Origin of the sequence: Kushneria aurantia DSM 21353 (assembly GCF_000382245.1) — a bacterium.
Taxonomy (GTDB): domain Bacteria; phylum Pseudomonadota; class Gammaproteobacteria; order Pseudomonadales; family Halomonadaceae; genus Kushneria; species Kushneria aurantia.
In genome coordinates this window covers 1-18,573 of sequence record NZ_KB907866.1, presented here as the reverse complement: position 1 = coordinate 18,573, position 18,573 = coordinate 1, and the positions used below count along the sequence as shown (strand labels likewise).

Below are 18,573 nucleotides of genomic sequence, written 5' to 3'. Positions count from 1 at the left end.
CAGCACAGCTTAGCTTGGGTAGATGGGTTTTATGGCGCGCTTACCCGTCGGGTCCCGGTTATTGATTTCCCCGGGACCCGACAGAAGCCGCCGGGAGCTAAATCCCTGTCGGAAGGAATCACCGCCCACCAGCGGAATCTGTTCCGATAAAAGAGCACTGACAAAAACCGGACAATCTGAACTGATAGAATCCGAACAACCTTCATTGGCGCTGACACGTTAAGCCGATCGATAATTTCGGCCGGGCGCTGTCTTTCGGAAATTGGAGCACGCTCCCGATTCCACTGCTTGCACTATTGATCAACATACGAATCAACCGGCGCTTCCTCATCCGTACTAGCCCACAAAATTGAAATGGGGTCAATGCGCTCGGGTATCAGTCCCGACCCCATGTTCCTTCCCACCCGCTGGGCACAGTGGTTATGAAGCCCAAGAAAACTCTGCCGCGCAACCTCCTTATCATAGGCGGGAGGTGGCACATCTTCGGAATCATGTAAAAGCCATTCCTGCACTTCCACCGGATTAAGTCGGATCTCACCCGCGGCATCAAGAAATAGAGAGAACTCTTCGCTCATACGTCGTCCTGCCTCGTTCTGCCAACGTAGAAGAGCTGCAAAGATGATGCTTTGCCTTGGCCTTATTTTCAAGCCAGTAGAGGCGAGCTTGCCGCCAAAATCGATGCTCGTCGCAATATCAATCAAGGCTCTAAAGAACTCGCTATTATAGTTAATTAGTTCGATATCCTCTCGCTGTCGAGAAAGCTCCCGATCAAAAGTGATGGAGTGAATAGCGCGTGTGAGGTTGAATTTTTCTTTAAGATGGATTGGGAATCGCAGCCTCCAAGCAGATCCCTTCAAGTAGGCAGTATCCAGCTCGATCTCGAGGATCCGGCACATGCCAGAGATGAACGACTTAAGGTGCTCTTCAGTCACCACGATTTGCTCGTTGAATATCGCGGCATTGAAGCTGGCAGCATGCTCGAACAGGTCACGCTGTAGGCTGGCTGCCTCCCTTGCGCGCTCAAGTGCGTCGTCGATCCTCTGCTGGGTACGGCGAATATCCTGCTGTTGTGACTTCTCAATGATCTCCTCGAGACTAGCCATATCGGCCATTTCACCTAGGATGTCATCTTTCAGGTTCTCATTGAACTCATCGCCTTGGACGTGAGCCATGTCCGTCACGACCTGGTTGAGCCGGTCGTACATCATGGCGATGATGTCCTCATCTAGCGTTCCCTTGGAATTAACATTCAGGACTACGACACGCTTTCTCTGTCCGTAACGGTAAAGGCGCCCTATGCGTTGCACTAAACGCATGGGGTTCCAAGGAAGGTCGTAGTTGATCATTATGTGGCATTGTCGGTGTAAATTAAGGCCTTCTCCACCCGCCTCAGTCGAGACTAGGAACTGACCGGCCGACTCGAATTCCTCGATAGCTGCCATTCGTTCATCAAGTGACATGCTCCCATTGATCAAGTGTACCGTAGCTGCTCCGAAACGCTCCGCAAGTGCTTTGGCTAAATAACTCTGAGTAGTTCTGTACTCAGTGAAAATGAGTACCCTTTCTTCTGCGGATTTCACCAAGGTTGACTGGATGATAGTCTGCATAAAGCTCTGTAGTTTCAGGTCATTCTCGTTCAGAGCCTGAGCCCGTCTAATGAGGTCCTCTAAGTGCTCCTTTTCTCCGGAAAAGAACTCTTCCTCCCCTTCTGAAATTAGCCTTGCTGTTGTCTCCTCAGACTCACCTTGGTACCTGTGATCCTCATAAGGGTCGGTATCATAATCTTCCTGTTCTTCGAGCTCGAGCTCAAGACGTTCCAGCCGGTTTATCAATGATTGGTGAATCGCAGCAACGCTTGAAGCCGCCAGCTTCCTATATACGGTCATGACGAAACCGATCGCATTTCCGGTGCGCCCCAAGCTGGCACCGGCACGATAGCCTTTCTTCAGGTAGCTCTGTAGAGATTTATCGAACTCACGCGATTCCTCACTAGTTGGGACCTCGACAGCATGAGTGGTCTTGCCCTGGAAGATAAAATTGCCTTCCTTGTCGGTAACGTCCGACTTGTAGTTTCGGATCACCATCTCGCCCAGCAGGTCAGGATTGAGGTCAATAAGTTGAAGCTCATCTCGCAATTCTGGCCGCAGTAATTCGAGCAGTGCTGTGAACTTGTCTTGCATGCCTTGATGTGGAGTAGCTGTCAGAAGAACCAGGCTCTCTATCTTCTCACGACGGCGTAGCTCCTTGACAAGGTCGAAACGTTCGGAAGCATCTAACTTTAATCCGTACTGTCTACGTGACAGCCGGTGTGCCTCGTCGACCAAAACTAGATCCCATGGTTCAGCATGTAGCAACATCTCAAGATGATGCGCTTGCTTCAATTGGTCCATCGAACCTATAACATAGTCATGGGAGTGATCGTGCCAGTGACTCGCCTTCCTTATCGTAAAATCCCGCCCATAGATCTTGAAATCATGAAGGTCGAAGCGACTCGACAGCTCTTCCTGCCACTGCGTGGTAAGGCCAGAGGGCGTGATGATCAGGACTCGCCTTGCTTCCTTCCGCTGTCGTAAAGCATAGATCAACATACCAGCTTCGATAGTCTTTCCGAGGCCTACATCGTCGGCCACTAGCCAGTTATAGTTGCCGGAATTAAGGATGTGGTGGACCAAGTGTATCTGGTGGGGGAGCGGGTCAATATCCAGATTGGAAAGTGCACCGGTATTCTGCTGCCAGTGCTGGAAGAGGTGGGCCAATATGCGCAGACGCGCACGCTCGGAAGTGCAGCTGGCGTCAAGCTGGCCAGTCAGAAATCTCTGCTTGACGCTTGGAACCAAAGAGAGGACATACCATGGCAACCATCGCCTGACCTGCTGTTCCGGAAACTCAACTAGATGGAGGTCCATTCCTGCCACATGATTGGACTGTACAATCATCCCCTCGCCGAATCGCCTAGCTTCCCGTGATCCTGCGGCACTTACATGCATTCCTGCCTTAAACCCGGATCGAAGCCGGCTGACAGATATCCAAGTAGTCTCCTTCCTCCCCGACCAAGCCAACTGGGCTTTGGCCTCATTCTGAATTGTGTCACTAAGAATAACTCGTGCGGCGCTCTCCTCCCCGGAAGGCAACGGACATAGCACCCTACAGCCAGCGACCGGCAGGTGGCGTTCAGTAATAGTCATTTCATTACCAGAAGGTAGTTGCTAATTTCAATTTGGTTGAGGCCCAGTATTTGAGCGGCCTCTTCCTTGCTGTAACCCTTTAGAAATAACTCCTGTAGTGAAGATACTACTTCTTCAGCCGAGCGTGACAATGCTCCTGCATTGCTGGGTTCCAAACACAAAGATTCCTCGGCATCACTCTTTTCTCTATTCAGCCTCTCTGACGATCTGCTAGGGCTTTTCGCTTTTTCCTTGCTACTTTTCTTGTTGCTTGCCTTCCGATTCTTGCGCTTCTCATCGGCACTCTTTGACTTTATTTCGGGATTGAAGTTAGGGTCTCGGTAGCGCAGATCAAACCACGTTTTTGCTTCTTGGGGGTAATCCATTATAGACGCTATACCGAAGCACATCAGCTGTCTGCGAAGGTTCTCATGCATCGGATCCATTGGAGCCCAGCTAGGCATATCCTCATGCTCTAAACCATCTGGCTCCCATTTGAGCTGCATGTACACCGGGATTTCAGAATCGGCCCGATAGGTCACATAGTTTAGGTATTTGCTGAAGGACTTAAAATACTTCCTCAATCCATCATCCCCATACCATTCATCGAAGAGGTCCTCAATGAACTTCTCGACTTCTTCTATTTGGGGGATTCCACCCATTGAGGTACCAAGCATTCCAATGATACGCAGACATTGCGCCCAGCTGAGCACTCTATAAGTAGAGTCGGAATCACCGTTGCGGTAAAACGCAATCCAGAGCATCCGATTCTGTGACCAGAAGGCCTTCAGTTGGATAGCCAACTGGAACTCCTCAGGCACCATACCGTCATCCGCATGGCGCTGTAGGTAGGTGAGGATCGCACCATAGCCTCGTGTGTTGAGCACCTCGGCGAGCGCGTGCAGATAGCCATCGTCCCAATGGTTCTTCCTGATAAACTCAGCCGCTCGCTGGCATGCCCTGAGGTACTGGCTGATACGTTCTGTCTTACCCTGATCCTCCCCCTCATTCGGTAGTATCTCATCCAGCAACTCTTGGTCGGTCAGGTCATCATCGAATTCATGACCTTCATCCTCAGTGAAGCCTTCTAACTCCTCTAACGACTCTGCACCCAGAGCAAAGTCTCCCAAGAGCTCATGGCCATAGACCTCATCATCAAATAAAGCAGTTAAACCGTAATCGTCCTGATTGTCATAGAGGTAATCCGGCGGCTCCTGACCGTACTCCTCCTCAGCGTCTTCCTGCTGAAGGTTAGACTTTTGGATCCGACCGGTCTCAGATAAGAATTGAGTGGCTACGGAGAACTGCTCAGCTGTCACAGGCCCAAGTGAAGCATTGCGTTTGTTCTCCGAGACTACTAGACCACCTTCGCCCTCCTCTAGGTCACTTGTCATTGAGGGCTCCGGATTTTCGTCAGAAGGTACCGGTAAATGGGCCTGCCCCCAAGCAGCAGCAGAGGCTTCATCTGAACAGGAAGCCTCCGCGGCATTCTCGTCGCGCATGACCGATGTAGATGCATCCTGGTGGGCCGGCTGGCTGTCAGAATCGGTGCGGAGTGTTATCAGCGCGCTCTCGGTTGTGATAAAGCCAGCCTCACCTACTGAGCTGGAAGTATCTTGCTTAATCTGTGCATCCACTTCTTCAACAGGCAACGTTGCATCACCTGTGTCGCCAGAGGGATCTTGCGTTGTCCGAGGGGGCAGGCAGTGGCCCGTCTCAGCATCCTTGTTGGAGAGGAATACCTTATGACCTATGCGCGCTGATCTATGAGGAGAGGATCTTGCGCGGCTCGTTTTGAGCGACAGGCGTTGTCTCCTGCGTCCGAGGCCTCCTCTATCGGACCGTGATGGAGGTTCACCGAGCGCAAGCCCTGATACTTTACCGGAGGATGGAGGCGGCTTCCTCGGATCAGGGATCGAACGGCCCGTGGGGGTATCTATCTCTTCATATATCCAAGCTTCGTCATGGAGAGTCTCGAACCAGCGCTGTTCTTCTTCGTAGAAGTCCTTCTCCACTTCATGATCATGGGGAGGAACCAATCGCTCGGCACGCTCCCCCGGAGCCAGTATCTCGCCCACTGCTGCAGGCAGCCCGAATGTTTCATCAATATCTGACACGGCCTCCCCCATGTCAGGTTTCTGCTCGGGCAAAGCTGTTCTTGGTACCTCCGAATGATGAGGCTCAGCGACGCCCTTCTTGTAGATCCATGTGTCGTCTAAGAGAGTTTCCATGGACTGCAACTCCTCTTCATGAAATTTCTCCTCGGACTCATGACCTTCGGGAGTAAGTTCCGAGTTTCTACTTCTGCCGGACTCATAGTCTTCCATAGCCTCCACCGGCTCTGACCGTAGATCTTCTTCTTTACCGCTTCTCAGAACTCTCTTGAATAGATCACGCAACCCCATCACATGCCTCATGGATTATCTTCGTACCGGAAGCACTCTCATCTTTTGGACCACTACAGATAGCAGCCCTTATCACCTGCAAGATCGATAGGTTACTTCCCTGGCTGCACATTACATGCACTCTTTCCTGCCAGAGTAGTTTCAGGATCAACAACGCGAACTGCCTGCCCGTCTCCTTATCCTCCAGCAAGGGCATGCTGAGCTTCTCGTGGTCGCTGAGGGCATCGAACACTGCATCGGTGACCTTATTCAGGAAGAGACCGTGCCTCATCTGGTCCTGGCCGGGTGTGTGGGCCTGAGCCATCAAGGCTTCGTCGCGTTCGATGATCTCGGCCAAGCGCTGCTTATCGGGATCGTGGAGCTCGCCTGAGTGGACATAGCTAGCCGAGGTACGGCCACAGTCCTCGCCGGCCATTTCCAAGTGCTGCCGTTCCGCCTCACGCTTGATGAGGCGAAAGTGGGACAATTCCATCCAGCTGACGTACTTCCCCTTAAGGTCGTAGCCGCCGGCCATGCTGGCCCCCCGGCCATGGGCCGTTATAGCCTCAATGGTGTCCCGCTTGAACTGTGCTTCCCTGCTGCCCGCCATGTTATCCACTGCGCCTAGCGTAATTATGTGTAACAGCCTAGCGCTTCAGAGATATAAGGAGAAGTCTACTTAGGGTGGTAAGTGCCTAACCTGAAGTTTTCGCGTAACATCCATGTCAGAAACTCTGACATGGATGGAACCATGGCAAGGCGCGTTGTTACTCCTCTCGCTGAACCTGAACAGCAGACGCTGAACTCTGCCTATCACCATGGTGAGAAGCACACTCTACGACGACGTGCGCATGCCATCCTGCTGGGTGATCAAGGCCATACCATCAACCAGATCAGTGAAATACTGCAAGTCCGCCGCGATGCCGTATCTCGATGGCTCAAACAGTGTGAGACGACAGGCTCGACGGGCTCATCGACAAACCGCGCAGCGGCCGCACGCCAATCCTGAATGAGCACGACCACCAGCGATTGCAGGAAATGGTCGCCGAGCAGCCTAACCAGATTCGATCCTTGCAGGCTCGCTTTCAAGAAGAGACCGGCAAAACGGTCAGCACGGTGACCCTTCGCCGGGCGTTGAAAAAAATAACCTCAGCTTCAAGCGCATTCGTCATTCACTGAAGGCACGGCGTGACGAAACGGATTTCCGCAACACTCAGGGTCTCCTCAAGGTGCTTCAGCAGTGGGAAGACCAGGGCGAACACGAGCTCTACTACTTTGATGAGTCAGGCTTTTCACAATCGTCGTCGGTGCCGTACGCGTGGAGCCCCATCGGTCAGCCCTTCGAAGTGACTGCCTACTCTCATAGCCGAAGACTAAACGTACCGGACTTCCTCAGCCGAGCCGGAAAGCTGGTCTACCACACCACCACGGAACCGGTGACGACCGCGACGGTCATCGAAGCATTTGATCAATTTGTGGCCCTGAAAGACCCCGATACCTTCGCCGTCGTGGTGCTCGACAATGCCAGCATGCATCGCTCCAGGGCCTTCAAACGAAAGATCGTGAAGTGGATGTCGCATCGTGTGCACCTGGTCTATCTATCGGCTTACTCGCCGGAGCTGAACCTGATTGAGATTCTGTGGTAGCGGATGAAGTACACCTGGCTGCCTTTGAGCGCCTACCTCTCGTTTGATCGCCTCTGCAACGAGGTCTATCACCTACTCAGTGGCTACGGAGTTGATTACGCGATCAATTTTGAATAACCACTTACATAGCCGGGGTATTAGGCGTCATCTCCGAAGGCTACCCAGCGCCTGCTCCAGGAGTGCTAGTGACTGACGATGCTTGTCAGCCCTCATTTTCTGGATATTGGCGAGCTTCCAGCGCACGGCAGGCAGCCGATCAACGCCCTGCAGCGGAAGTAGCGCCCAGTCAGGCGCCCCCTGCTTGAAGGACGGCAGGAAGCGAACATCCTCATCGGTCATTAGCTGCCCCAGACTTGACAGCAACTCATCACGGAGGCTCTCCAGCTCCTGCAAGGGAAGGTCAACCCTGGCCATCCCGACAAACTCCTGTCGGTAGACGTCACCCAACGGTTTCAGCCGAGGATTGATCACTTCGTTCAAGGGCCTCGGGTGCCCCAGCAGATAGACCAGGAAGCCTTCGAATACGCTTCGATCCAGGCCGCCCTGGTTCAACAGCAGCTTCACATCGAAAAGGTCCCGGGGATGCTGGCGATCCAGCGCGGCGCAGATCTTGCCGCCATACAGGTCCGGCAGTGACACCACCTGCACCGCAGCAAAGCCGTAATCGTCCTCCACGGCTTCCACGACATCGCGCTCTTGCGGCGGGTGCAGAGTGCCACGTAGCACTGGCGATACTTCCACCTTTACTTGGCTACGCCCTCGGCGCACCAGGATTCTCAGCTCGTCTCGGCGATTATCCTGAAGCTCGGCCCGCGCGCCTGGCAGTCGGTCGCTGAAAGTCTCTGCCAGTCGCTGCAGCGCCTCGCGACAACGTCGAAGGGCCTCGTCACGGGTCGCCAGCGGCAGGTAGGCCAGGTCGATGTCGACCGATAGGCGGGGTAATGGCTGCACGAAGAGGTTGATGGCCGTTCCGCCCTTCAGGGCGAAGCACGTCTCGTCATTAAGGAATGGCAGCAGCGAGACCAACAGCCTGACCTGTTCGTGGTAGCGAGCGTCAATCGGCATGCAGGAACGCCTCCGGCACCGTCACGTGATATTCCGTGTCCAGCTTGCCGCCTCGGCAGAGCTGCCGCTTGCCTTTGCCGAGGTCCAGTCGACGAGGTTCCAGACGACCGTACCAGGCATGCCCGGCGTGGCGAGCCAGCACCAGGAAGGCCCGCTTGGTTCTCACCGAACGGCACCCCTCCAGCAATGCCTGCAGCCGGCGCGGACGCAGCGTATTGAGGCCGCCGAAGGTGTCGACCAGCTCACTGCTGAACAGCAGCGCATTCGGCGTCACGGCGATCCACTCCAGGACCGCTCGCTCGGGGGTCGATACCTGCAAGCTAAAGGCCCTGCCATCCGGCGCGTAGTCCGTGAAGCTGCCGGGGAGCTGCACCGGCAGGCCCTTTTCGGAGTGGAGCACCATCCGCCCTGCCCACTCGGCATCACTCAACCATCGGGGCAGCCGAGCGGCCTCCTTGCCATACAGGTGCGTTGTGCTCTCCCCCATGGGCAGATAGTGGGCAAAACCATGCAGTGCCAGAGCCGTCTGGCCACCCGGCCAAAGCAGTGGTAAGCCCGTGTCGTCGCTCGTCTGCAAGGCGAACACGGCGCTCTCCCAGGTAAGAGGCTCCCCCGCTTGGCAGTAGGCGCCATGCCCCACGCGTTGCAGCCAGCCACTGCTGGCCAGCTTACGCGCCTGATCCGAGGTGACGCCGTGTGACGCCAGCCAGGCGGTCGTCACCACGGCGCCATACGGGATCTTGTGCAGCAGCTGGTTTATTTTCACGTTAAAAAGCGGCCTTAAATTCCGTCTTCAAAGTGAAGAATAAACCACACCGGTTTATCTTCAAGCACTAAATCGCCATTAAAGGCCGCTTTTAGAATAGAATTGTAAACTCCACGGTGAATTTATAGCCGAGCTTGTCAGGGTATCCTGTCTCTGAAAGCGCCTATGGCGAGGCATGTTGAGGCCATAGTGATAGAATGGTGAGTCGATGGGCAAGCTGACTCAACATCTCGCGATCCGTCAGTCCAAGATCCAGCAAGGGGGGCGCCCAGACTTTCTTCATTCAGGGTCAGCGGCATGTTCAGTACCGCTTCCGAGTACCGGGGCAACCACTGATCTTACCCAGCAATTGTGGACACCAATCTCAACGATCATTCGGGCTTCGAAGGTCATCAGGCCGAGCCCCCAATCGCACTGGGTCGGTCTTGCCGGTTGTAGTCCATCTCGATGTACTCGAACACTTGCCGCCGCATGGCGCCCCAAGTATCGAATCGCTCAACAGGAGCGCCTCGACCTTGAGGCTATGGAAGAAGCCAAGCATTGTCGTAGTAGTTGTGTTTGGTACCCATGCTGCACTGGAGGTCGTGCCGGGTCGCCCTTGCTGCAATCCCGCTGTATAACAGCCCCTCCCTCTGTGGAGGGGCTGCTATGTCCTAACGTGACAGCGTTCAAGCGGGCTCAGATGCTGTTAGGCGCATTAATTGGTCTAGGTAGTCGGAGTCAGACATGAACAGCACGTGTTTGGCACGCAGCTCCTCCGCGGTCATGCCCCAGTGGTTGTTGATCCACTCCCGCGTGGTGCTGGAAGGTGCCAGGATGACGCTTTCCAGTTCAACGTGCTCACTCTTCAGGCGCCGCTCCACATCCTTGATGCGCTCTCCGAACTCAATCTTCTCGTCCTTAGGCCCGGTATGGCGGAGCCCATGGGGGTCGACAAAGACGATGCGCTGGCGGTCGTCCTGGACATGCCAAAGGATAAAGTCGGGGTAGAAGCCACCCGCCTCGAAGAAGCCGATACCCTGCTTCACCAGGTTTCGCAGCAGGTAGAGCTGTTCGCCTCGTTCAGAGAGCCCCTGCTGGTTTCTCTCCAACCACCCTTTCAACTCTTCAACAAAACGGAACTCACTGTCGTTTAGGGCCACCGGCTCGACACGGATGCGGCTGTCCTTGCCCAGGTGCAGCAGCGGACTGTAGAGGTGGGTATCAATTTGAATTGCGCTGACACCGCTGGCCTTGGATGAGCGGTAGATGGCTTGGCGCTGCTGCTCGATGGCTTCCTTCATCTGCTTGATATCGTCGATCAGCGCCGATTCGCTACCGTCGACGATCAGCTGATACTCCTTGGTATCGGGCAGGTTGCCACGTGCGTCCTCTAGCGCCACCAATTCCAGGCGCGGTTCCAGGTAGGCGCGTCGATGGTAGTTGAAGACCCGGCCCATCAGCAGCGACAAGAGCTCCAGCGCCATGCTCTGATAGCGGTGGAAGTTGTCAGCATGCAGTTTCCACTGATCATCGGGGACCAGCAGCGTGTACCACACCTGGCTCTTCAGCAGTGCCGGGAATCGGCCTGCATCGATCAACAAGTTGGCATAGCCACGGGAGCGGCGGTAGCGCTCTAGATCGCGTTCCAGGGCGGCCATGTCCATGAACAGCAGATGATCGTCATCGAAGTGGCGCTCGTGCTGCTTGGCCTGGCCAGGCTTGGCCATCACGTCCTTCACGCCCGAAGCCTGAAGACTCTCGACCCGAGGGTAGCGGTCAAGCTCGACCCTGCGCTCCTTCAGCACGATATCCGGCGTCAGGCCCAGCTCATGGTGGAAATCGCTGTTGACGGCAGTCACAGAATGCCCAAAGCGTACTAGAGGGCCATCGCGGTGGAAGCTGTAGGCCTGTTTGGTGTCCTGCCTAACCTTTGGACGCAACATCTTCAGCGACTTGCCGACGTCCTCCATCACGTTCAGCTTGAGCGTATGGATCTCAGGCTGGTCATTGCCCGGCAGACCTTCGTCCTCCAGGAAATCTCGGAAGGTCGCCATGAAGTCGGCGCCAACGCCAAGCACATTGAGGGTCTCCAGCAGATAGAGGTGCCTGGGCGCCAACACTGGATCGAGCCGGCTGGAGCGCATTAGGCTCATGTCGCGGCCTTTCAAGCGTACGCCGCGACCGAACAGCTGGATGATCTGCGAGCCTTCCTTCTTGCCGGTGTTCATCAGCCCCATGCTGGAGACACGCCAGCAGTTCCAGCCTTCGATGAACTTTTTGGAACCGATCAGCAGGTTGACCGGTGAGCTCTCGCGGGTGACCTCGGCGAAGATAGGATTGGCCAGCTCCGACTTGCGGACCTGCAGGTGGGGTATCTTGCGGCCCTCGATGTGCTCGGCCAGTCCCAGAGCGTCGCCCACGTTGATCAGGCCAAAGGGATTCTCCGCCTCTCCCACTTTCAGCAGTAGCTCGCCAGAATCACCGGTGATGCGATCGACGTTCAGCGTGCCGCCACCCGGGGCATGGAAGGTATGGGTGAGGATGTCGCGGTAGAGCTCATCAACCAACGGTCCTTTAGCCTTGAGCCAGGGGAAGCTGCCCGAGAATATCTCGTTGCCTTGCTTGTCGATCAAACCGGTCGTTGCCGCGTCACCCTCAAAAACCGCGCTCAGCGCTCGACGAGCCTCATCCTTCTCCCCCAAGAACCAAGCCAAAAAGCCCAAGACCTGCGCGATATCGGACGCACGCTCCTTGTAGTTCTTGGCTGTCTCCTTGCTGCCGTCGTCTCTGACCACGCTGGCCCCGACGAACACCCACAGCGGAGCGGCCAGGTTCCACTGGGGCAGTTGGCCATGCTCTTCTTGGTAGTAACGCTGCTGCTGATAGAAAGCCAGCAGTGCCGCCGTGAGGTAGGTGTAGCGCTGCTGGGTCTCCTTCTCCGGCAGGTTGAAGATGCGGTAATCCTTGCCGTAACCATCCTCGTAGAAGTAGCGGTAGCCGTAATCGAAGAGGATGCTCTTGGCGTAGGTCTCCTCCACCCCAGTATCCTTGGCGGCTACCACGGCTTCCTTGAAGGTGGCCGAGTACTCGAAGGTGAAACCACGCCCGGCCAGCTTGTTACGATGTGACAACCAGCCCTTCTCCTCGCTGGCTGAGCCCAACCCACGGTGGCCCTCATCGACCAGCAGCAGGTTACCATCGCCAAAACTGTCGACCGCCATGGTTTTCTTGCCTTGCTCGACGCCGAGCTTGGTAATCTCGGTCACGGCAACGCGGCTGAGGGACTTTCGCTCACCGCTGAAAAGGTCACCACCATCCTGGCTCAGCCGCTCCGCCTCCAGGCTGGAATCGCGACACTCCAGCAGGTGCTGCTCGCTGAGCCGCTCATTGGGCGTGATCAGGATGATCTGGCCATAGTCGGCGATACGGTGGTGCTCACGGGCGTAGTGACGGAACTGACGCACGTTGGTGTGCATCAGCAAGGTCTTGCCAGAGCCCGTGGCATTCTGCAGACACAGTTTGTTGAGGTCATCTTCCTCATAGGGGCCGATACCGGTCTGGTAGCCTTGCCCCTGCCAGAAGCTGTTGAATCGCTCGACCTGGCGGTTGAGGCTGGCCTTGAGCGCCTCGCGGTCGCGGAAGTACTCGTGAAGATATATCTCAACGAACAGCAGAGTCAGCCACTGGAAGTACTTCCAGTCGACCTCGGTCTCACGTTGCTGATTGAGGGCATCAGTATGCCTGACGATATTGGCGTCAAAGCGCTTCAGATCCTCCTCGCCGTACTTCCAGGTGGGCTGGTAGCTACCCAGCAAGGCATGGAGGTAATGATGTTGGCGGTCACCGGTCAGCCCCGGGTCACTCTCCTTCAACGTCTTGCTGAGTAGCGTAATCGGACGGACTCGACTGCCGCCGTCGCGATACTGCTCCAACGGGTCGATGCCAAAGCGCGTCAGCACCCACTGGTTGAGTACCAGCTTCTTGAGAAAGTCGCTCTTGGCACTGAGCTGATTGATCTTGGCTTGGCGTGGCTTGCGTGCCATCAATGCGACTCCCGGCCTTGATCATCCTGGTCATCCATCTGCGGTTTCGGCGCATCATCCCCCACCAGCGCGGGCTTGCCGTCCTGCCATATCACTGCATACTGGCCCAGGCGCCGCTTGCGCTCCAGGGTCTCGGAGACTGCTTCACGGAGGCTGTCGAGCATGGTTTGGGTATCCGGTGTCGGCTGAGTCATGGCCGTGCCTCCTTGACTAGGGCGTTGAAGTGGAAGTCATCGAGAATATAGCGCTGTGAACCTGTCTGCTTGAACACCGGCTCAGGGGTTCCCCCTGCGTTCATGAAACAGCGCGCCCGAGTAACACTGGGAGCATAGAGTGTCAGCAGGTTGTGCAGGCTGCGCGGGAATCGACGCTGGATGTCCTTAAACGGGATATTGTGGCCACCGTGGGAAACACGCTCTGCGACCCGCAGGCAGCGGTGACAACCCAGCGGCGATCAGATCGGCATTGATAAAGTGCGCGCAGTTGGCCACCTGAGGCAGGTAGTGAAGGGCGAACGTCGTCTTGCCGGCGCCATTGGGACCGGCAACGATCCAGCAGGTGGGGGCGCTGGCTTCAGAGGTCATCGTCGCAGTCCTCCCACATGCGCGCATGAAAGGTCTCTTCCAGGCTATGCACGCGACTGCGTGCGCTGCCGGTCAAGTTCAGGCCATGGGGGCCGTTGATGTAGATGGCGTCGAACTCGCTGTCGGTGGTGCCAATCTTGACCCTGGCCAGCAGTGCCTCCAGCACCGCAGCGTCCTTCTCCGGATCGTCGGTCAACTTGCGCCACACTACCAGCACCTTGGCCAGGTCCTCGTCGCTGCCCGGGATGCGGCGGACATGCCCTTCCACCTGGCGAATCCAGTAGGCGCCATCTTCGTTCTCGCGCAGGCTAGCGGCCTTGAGCCGGGTATTCTGGTCCTCGGGCAGCTCGGGGTCTTCCTCACGCTCGAAGCGGGCAACGTAGGTGCGAGGCTTGTCCAAGTGAGTGACATGCAAGCCAATCAGCCAATTGAATGTCTCAACCAGGTCGACGGCCGTCTCGCGAGTCTCGTCGCTGCCGGGCTGCTTGACCTTCAGGGTGTAACCTTCGGGGTCTCGGAACCCTTCAGTGTTGAGCAGGCTGGCCGAGCCGCGGGTTTCCACGTCGAGTAGGTATTTGAGGGTGTAGTCGCGCCGTAGCTCAGGATTTTGCGCCATCAGCGCATCGCGCCTGGGGTTATCGTCCAGTTCGAGGTTATTGAGCGTATCATCATAGGCTTCAAGACGAAGGTATTTAAAAGCATGGGAAACGCCACTTACAGAGCCACCTTCGGAGATTTTAGGCACACCATTCTGCCACTCTCCTGAATAAACAGCCTTCATCAACTTTGGCTTTAGAACAGTGTCGAAATACCTGCCCGCTTCCACAAGCGTATATTTTCTTTCACCAGAATCTTCTCGATTTAGAGATATCGCCGCGTGTGCAGTAGTCCCAGTTCCGGCGAAATAATCCAGAACATGACCATCCCTAGGAGCACCCACTTTTAAAACATTCTTCACAAGAGATATCGGCTTCGGATAGCCAAACTCGGCAAATCCAAGATGGCCATTCTCGACGGTGCCTGACTCATTAATGAAGCTTTTATCCAGCCAAATAGATTTGGCCTTTTTCGTTCCCTTTCTAGCTTTTTCATAGATATTCCAGCCACCTGACCTTTTCTCTTTGGCCAGCAAAACAACCTTGCCACCTGCATTGATTGCCGATTTGGCTTTATCTTTCCCCCATCTCCAGCAAGAGTCTTCCCCCTTACTGTTTTTAGGGTACACAGCAACACACCCCGCCCCCTCATCGGCTAATGTCACTTCAGCATAACCATGCTTATCTATTTCACCCTTCTTTACATAGATCGGATAGTAGAGATTTGGTCGGTTGTGCCTCCCAAATTTTGGATTCCTATTCCTCAACTCCCAAAGCTCGTAAGCGCCAATCTCATCTAAAAGAGAGCTTTGATCTTCCTCTTTCTCCACTTCTCTTATACTTGAAAACTCAGAAAACCCATAGGAAAGAATATACTCATGAGTTTTAGCAATCTTCTGGTACGTCTGCCCCCTCTTGTTAGACTGAACAACTATCTGAGAAATAAAGTTATTTTCTGAGAAAACACTGTCCAAATAAACCTTGGCTCTTGCTGACTCATTATCATCAATGCTAACAAAAAAAGTCGCCCCATTAAAAACAACTTCCTTTAGATCGCCAAACTTTTGAGACAACATTGACAGCCAGCTTGAGTGCTTATAACTATCTTTAAACAAAAACTCATCACCACCAGTGTTGTATGGTGGATCAATATATACACAGTCAACATCTTTGATTTTGTTTTTAAAAAACCGAAGAGCATCATTATTATCAGCATTGAAAGCTACGCTGCCACATCGGCCATCCAATCTTTCTAAACAAGAAATCACCTCATGCTTAAGCTCTTCAGACAAAACCTTTGTATCAAGCATCAAATAGCGATACTTATCCAAGCTCATCAACTCAGACAATTTCATGTCAAGAAGGTCTCTGTTCAGCTCAGACAAATCCAAACAAAAAACCTTCTCCCACAACTTCTGCTGCTCATTATTCGAGAATATCTTTTCCAACAACTTACCCTGACCAAAAAAGTGATCAAGCGTAATGCAATAATCGGACTCTACAACAAACCTCTTCTTTAGCCACAACTTTTTCTGAAAGCTCTCCAGCTGCGCTAGAAAGATGATGATTTTCTTGGCGACCTTGCGCAGAGTTTGGATCTTCTTAAGCTGCTGCTCTACGACATGTACATTGGCATTATCGATATCGTCTAGGCGTAGGATCTCATTCTTGATATAGAAATCCAGCTCGCGTGAGAGGAATCCACTCAGATCTTTGTGGATAAAATAGTCCATCGTGTTGCGGGCAGTGTACTGCTGCAGATACTTTCCCAGCAGGGTGCGGCTTTTCTGCTTGTCGGTAGGTGCCGGGGTGGCGAACCCATCCCGGTAGGCAGCGACACCATCGGTGATGCGCAGCCCCGCCATGATGACTTCTTCGGCTTCCTCGAGCCGCTTCTTCTGCCAGGTGCCACTCTGGCCTGTCTTTTCCGGGTCGGGCCGGTACTCGAACTGCAACACCAGGTCAGCCCCTTCCAGGCGCACCGGCTCGTCGTGGTGGATAATGAAGTAGCGCTCGGTGCTCTCCTTCACATCGTTGTGCTCGCCCTCATCGGCGTCGACCACGCGGCAGTGGACCTTGAGCGCCGCATCTACCGAATTGAAGCTCAGGCCACCCTGTGCGGCGGAACCGTGCAGCTGCTTCAGGGCCTCGTTGAGATTGAAGGTGAAGTTGGCCAGCGTCTCGGAGGACTTGACGTAGTACTGGTCCTTGTTGGCCCAGTGAAGATAGACCTCACGACCATCATAGGGCACCGCATAGGGGGCGGCACGGCTGTCGTTCTCGGCGACGTGGTGCCGGCGACTCATGAAGTCGCCCTTGTCATAGTAGCGCGAGAAGAAGCGGTAGAGGTGGTCGTAGATGTCGGCCGAGGCGTTCTGCTCCTGCTTCGCAACATCGTAAGCGGCCAGCGCCTGCTTCACCGCCGGGGCGCTATCCGGATCCGGGGCGCCAAGCTCTTCGGCCTGACGACGCTTCTCCTCGATGTCCTGACGCATGGCGGTAAGCTGCTGCTCGCCCTGCTCGGCAAACGCCTCCTCGATAGACTGGGCCAGATCTTCGCGGATGAATCGAGAGAGCTGGTCGCTCTTGGCGTGCATGATGCGGTAGAGCCCGAAATCCAGCTCCGGTTTGTCGAGCTGGAAGAGCTCGTGAAGCAGGTCGATGAAACGTTGCTTGCGGTCGTCCGCGGTTGCTACAGCCATTGATTGGTTCTCATCAGCTTGTGTAACTGGCGAGAAGGTCCCGCCAATTCAGGCGATTAAAAGACAGCACGACCAGGCGACGAGGCCTGGCCGGTGGAAATTTATATGGTGCTGATGATACCCGTTGGAAGTGCCCGGCTCTAGATGGTGTCGTCACGAAATTCTAAGCCACAAAACAAGGCAACGAATCTGGGCGGCGGCGAGAAATGACACCAGATTTTTCGCATAGCGTGTCGCAATACCCCGCCACTGTTTGATGTGCAAGAACGCATTTTCGACAAGGTGGCGCTGACGATAGAGGTGTTTGTCATACGCGCGCTGAGCCTTACGATTCTTGCGTGGCGGTATTTGCGGCTGCATGCCTTGCTGCTGAGCCTGCTCGACGATGGCGTCACTGTCGTAGCCCTTGTCGGCTAACTGTAGGGTCCCTGATGATCAGATGAGCTATAGAAGTTATCCTCTGCTGGCAGCCAGAGAACTTCTACAGCAATTCATCGGGGAGCAAGTTCATGGACATCAAACTGCATAAGCAAGCAACGACGACACCGAAAATTCGTGCCGAGATCCAGGCGGCGCCCTCCGGTATCAGCGATAGCGAGTTGGCCCGACAGTATGGTGTTGGCGACTCCACCATCCGCCGTTGGCGGTATCGTGATGATGTCCATGACCGTTCGCACACACGCCACAACCTGCTGGCCACGCTGACGACCGAGCAGGAGGAAGTGCTGATCGCCACTCGCGAGTTTCTTCGGCTCGGCCTGGATGATCTGCTGATCGTGGCCCGTGAGTTTCTGAACCCTCGGCTGTCACGTTCCGGCTTGCATCGCATGCTCAAGCGGCGCGAGGTACCAACGCTCGCGGAACTGGCTCGGCAAGATGCCAGTGGTGACGATAAGCCTCGGCACAAGCCTTTCAAGGACTACGAACCGGGATATGTGCACATCGATATCAAACACCTGCCCCAGATGCCCGATGAGCAGCAGAAGCGCTACCTGTACGTGGCCATCGATAGGGCAACGCGCTGGGTCTATCTGGAAATCAGAAGCAGCCAGTCCGCGAAGGATGCACGCGCGTTCATGAAGCAGGTGGAAGAGAAGGCACCTTTCAAGATCCAGACGGTGCTGACCGATAATGGCAAATCCTTCACCGATCGCTTCACACGGGCCGGTGAGCGCAAGCCCAGCGGCCGACATCCTTTTGATCAGGAGTGCCAGGGCCATGGCATCGAGCACCGCCTAATCAAGCCTGGGCGGCCGCAGACAAATGGCATGGTGGAGCGCTTCAATGGTCGTATCAGCGACGTGCTGGCGACGCATCGCTATACCTCACGCGAAGACCTGGAGCAGACGCTGAAGCGGTACTGTTGGCTGTACAATCACCATATTCCGCAGAAGGCGCTACACCATCAATCGCCAGTGGCAGCAATGAAGGAATGGCAGGTCAAACGGCCAGCGCTATTTACCAAGCGGGTAGTCAATCACCCGGGACCCTACAGCTAACAGATGCTCCGCGTTCAGGCCCTTGATCAAGGGCAAAGCCTCTGAATAATCCGCTCGGGTAGCTGTTGTAGCAAGGAGTCGGATCGGCATACCATGCGCATCCACGGCCACATGTATTTTCGTATTGAGCCCCCTTTTGTCA

9 protein-coding genes and 4 pseudogenes are annotated in these 18,573 nt (G+C 55.1%); 2 read left to right on the top strand and 11 right to left on the bottom strand.

Annotated elements, in window-relative coordinates:
- Window positions 1–293 precede the first annotated feature (293 nt).
- From H146_RS18470 to H146_RS0105010, 3 genes are all read right to left on the bottom strand, one after another.
- Complete coding sequence (locus tag H146_RS18470) at window positions 294–2,936, bottom strand: DEAD/DEAH box helicase (RefSeq protein WP_019950773.1); 2,643 nt, start codon at window positions 2,934–2,936, stop codon at window positions 294–296.
- Between the two features lie 245 nt (window positions 2,937–3,181).
- Window positions 3,182–5,581: a hypothetical protein gene (locus H146_RS21235; RefSeq protein WP_156826702.1), complete on the bottom strand. Its 2,400-nt coding sequence runs from the start codon at window positions 5,579–5,581 to the stop codon at window positions 3,182–3,184.
- Window positions 5,556–6,158: a hypothetical protein gene (locus tag H146_RS0105010; RefSeq protein WP_019950770.1), complete on the bottom strand. Its 603-nt coding sequence runs from the start codon at window positions 6,156–6,158 to the stop codon at window positions 5,556–5,558. Before H146_RS0105010 ends, H146_RS21235 begins: the two co-directional genes overlap by 26 nt.
- A gap of 141 nt (window positions 6,159–6,299) precedes the next feature.
- Here H146_RS0105010 and H146_RS20580 point away from each other — a divergent pair.
- Window positions 6,300–7,311 (top strand): annotated as a pseudogene (locus H146_RS20580) (IS630 family transposase).
- Between the two features lie 27 nt (window positions 7,312–7,338).
- Here H146_RS20580 and H146_RS0105000 read toward each other — a convergent pair.
- The 7 genes and pseudogenes from H146_RS0105000 to H146_RS20570 form a co-directional block, all read right to left on the bottom strand.
- On the bottom strand, window positions 7,339–8,259 hold the full coding sequence (locus H146_RS0105000; protein ID WP_019950767.1) for a nucleotidyl transferase AbiEii/AbiGii toxin family protein: 921 nt from the start codon (window positions 8,257–8,259) through the stop codon (window positions 7,339–7,341).
- Window positions 8,249–9,025: a type IV toxin-antitoxin system AbiEi family antitoxin domain-containing protein gene (locus tag H146_RS0104995; protein WP_019950766.1), complete on the bottom strand. Its 777-nt coding sequence runs from the start codon at window positions 9,023–9,025 to the stop codon at window positions 8,249–8,251. The genes H146_RS0105000 and H146_RS0104995 overlap by 11 nt, the downstream gene beginning before the upstream one ends.
- Before the next feature lie 392 nt (window positions 9,026–9,417).
- Window positions 9,418–9,612: pseudogene (locus H146_RS22075) on the bottom strand (IS3 family transposase); the annotation flags it as partial.
- Between the two features lie 81 nt (window positions 9,613–9,693).
- A complete protein-coding gene (locus tag H146_RS0104990) occupies window positions 9,694–13,050 on the bottom strand; it encodes a DEAD/DEAH box helicase family protein (protein ID WP_019950765.1) in 3,357 nt (1,118 codons plus the stop codon).
- Window positions 13,050–13,244, bottom strand: coding sequence for a hypothetical protein (locus H146_RS0104985; RefSeq protein ID WP_019950764.1), 195 nt, complete (start codon window positions 13,242–13,244; stop codon window positions 13,050–13,052). The genes H146_RS0104990 and H146_RS0104985 overlap by 1 nt, the downstream gene beginning before the upstream one ends.
- Window positions 13,245–13,623: 379 nt before the next feature.
- Window positions 13,624–16,932, bottom strand: coding sequence for a site-specific DNA-methyltransferase (locus H146_RS0104980; protein ID WP_019950763.1), 3,309 nt, complete (start codon window positions 16,930–16,932; stop codon window positions 13,624–13,626).
- Window positions 16,933–17,085: 153 nt separating this feature from the next.
- Window positions 17,086–17,349: pseudogene (locus tag H146_RS20570) on the bottom strand (transposase); the annotation flags it as partial.
- Between the two features lie 92 nt (window positions 17,350–17,441).
- Here H146_RS20570 and H146_RS0104970 point away from each other — a divergent pair.
- Window positions 17,442–18,431: an IS481 family transposase gene (locus tag H146_RS0104970; RefSeq protein ID WP_019950761.1), complete on the top strand. Its 990-nt coding sequence runs from the start codon at window positions 17,442–17,444 to the stop codon at window positions 18,429–18,431.
- Here the strand turns inward: H146_RS0104970 and H146_RS22070 are convergent.
- Window positions 18,426–18,573, bottom strand: a pseudogene (locus H146_RS22070) (IS5/IS1182 family transposase); the annotation flags it as partial. The gene H146_RS0104970 and the pseudogene H146_RS22070 overlap by 6 nt on opposite strands.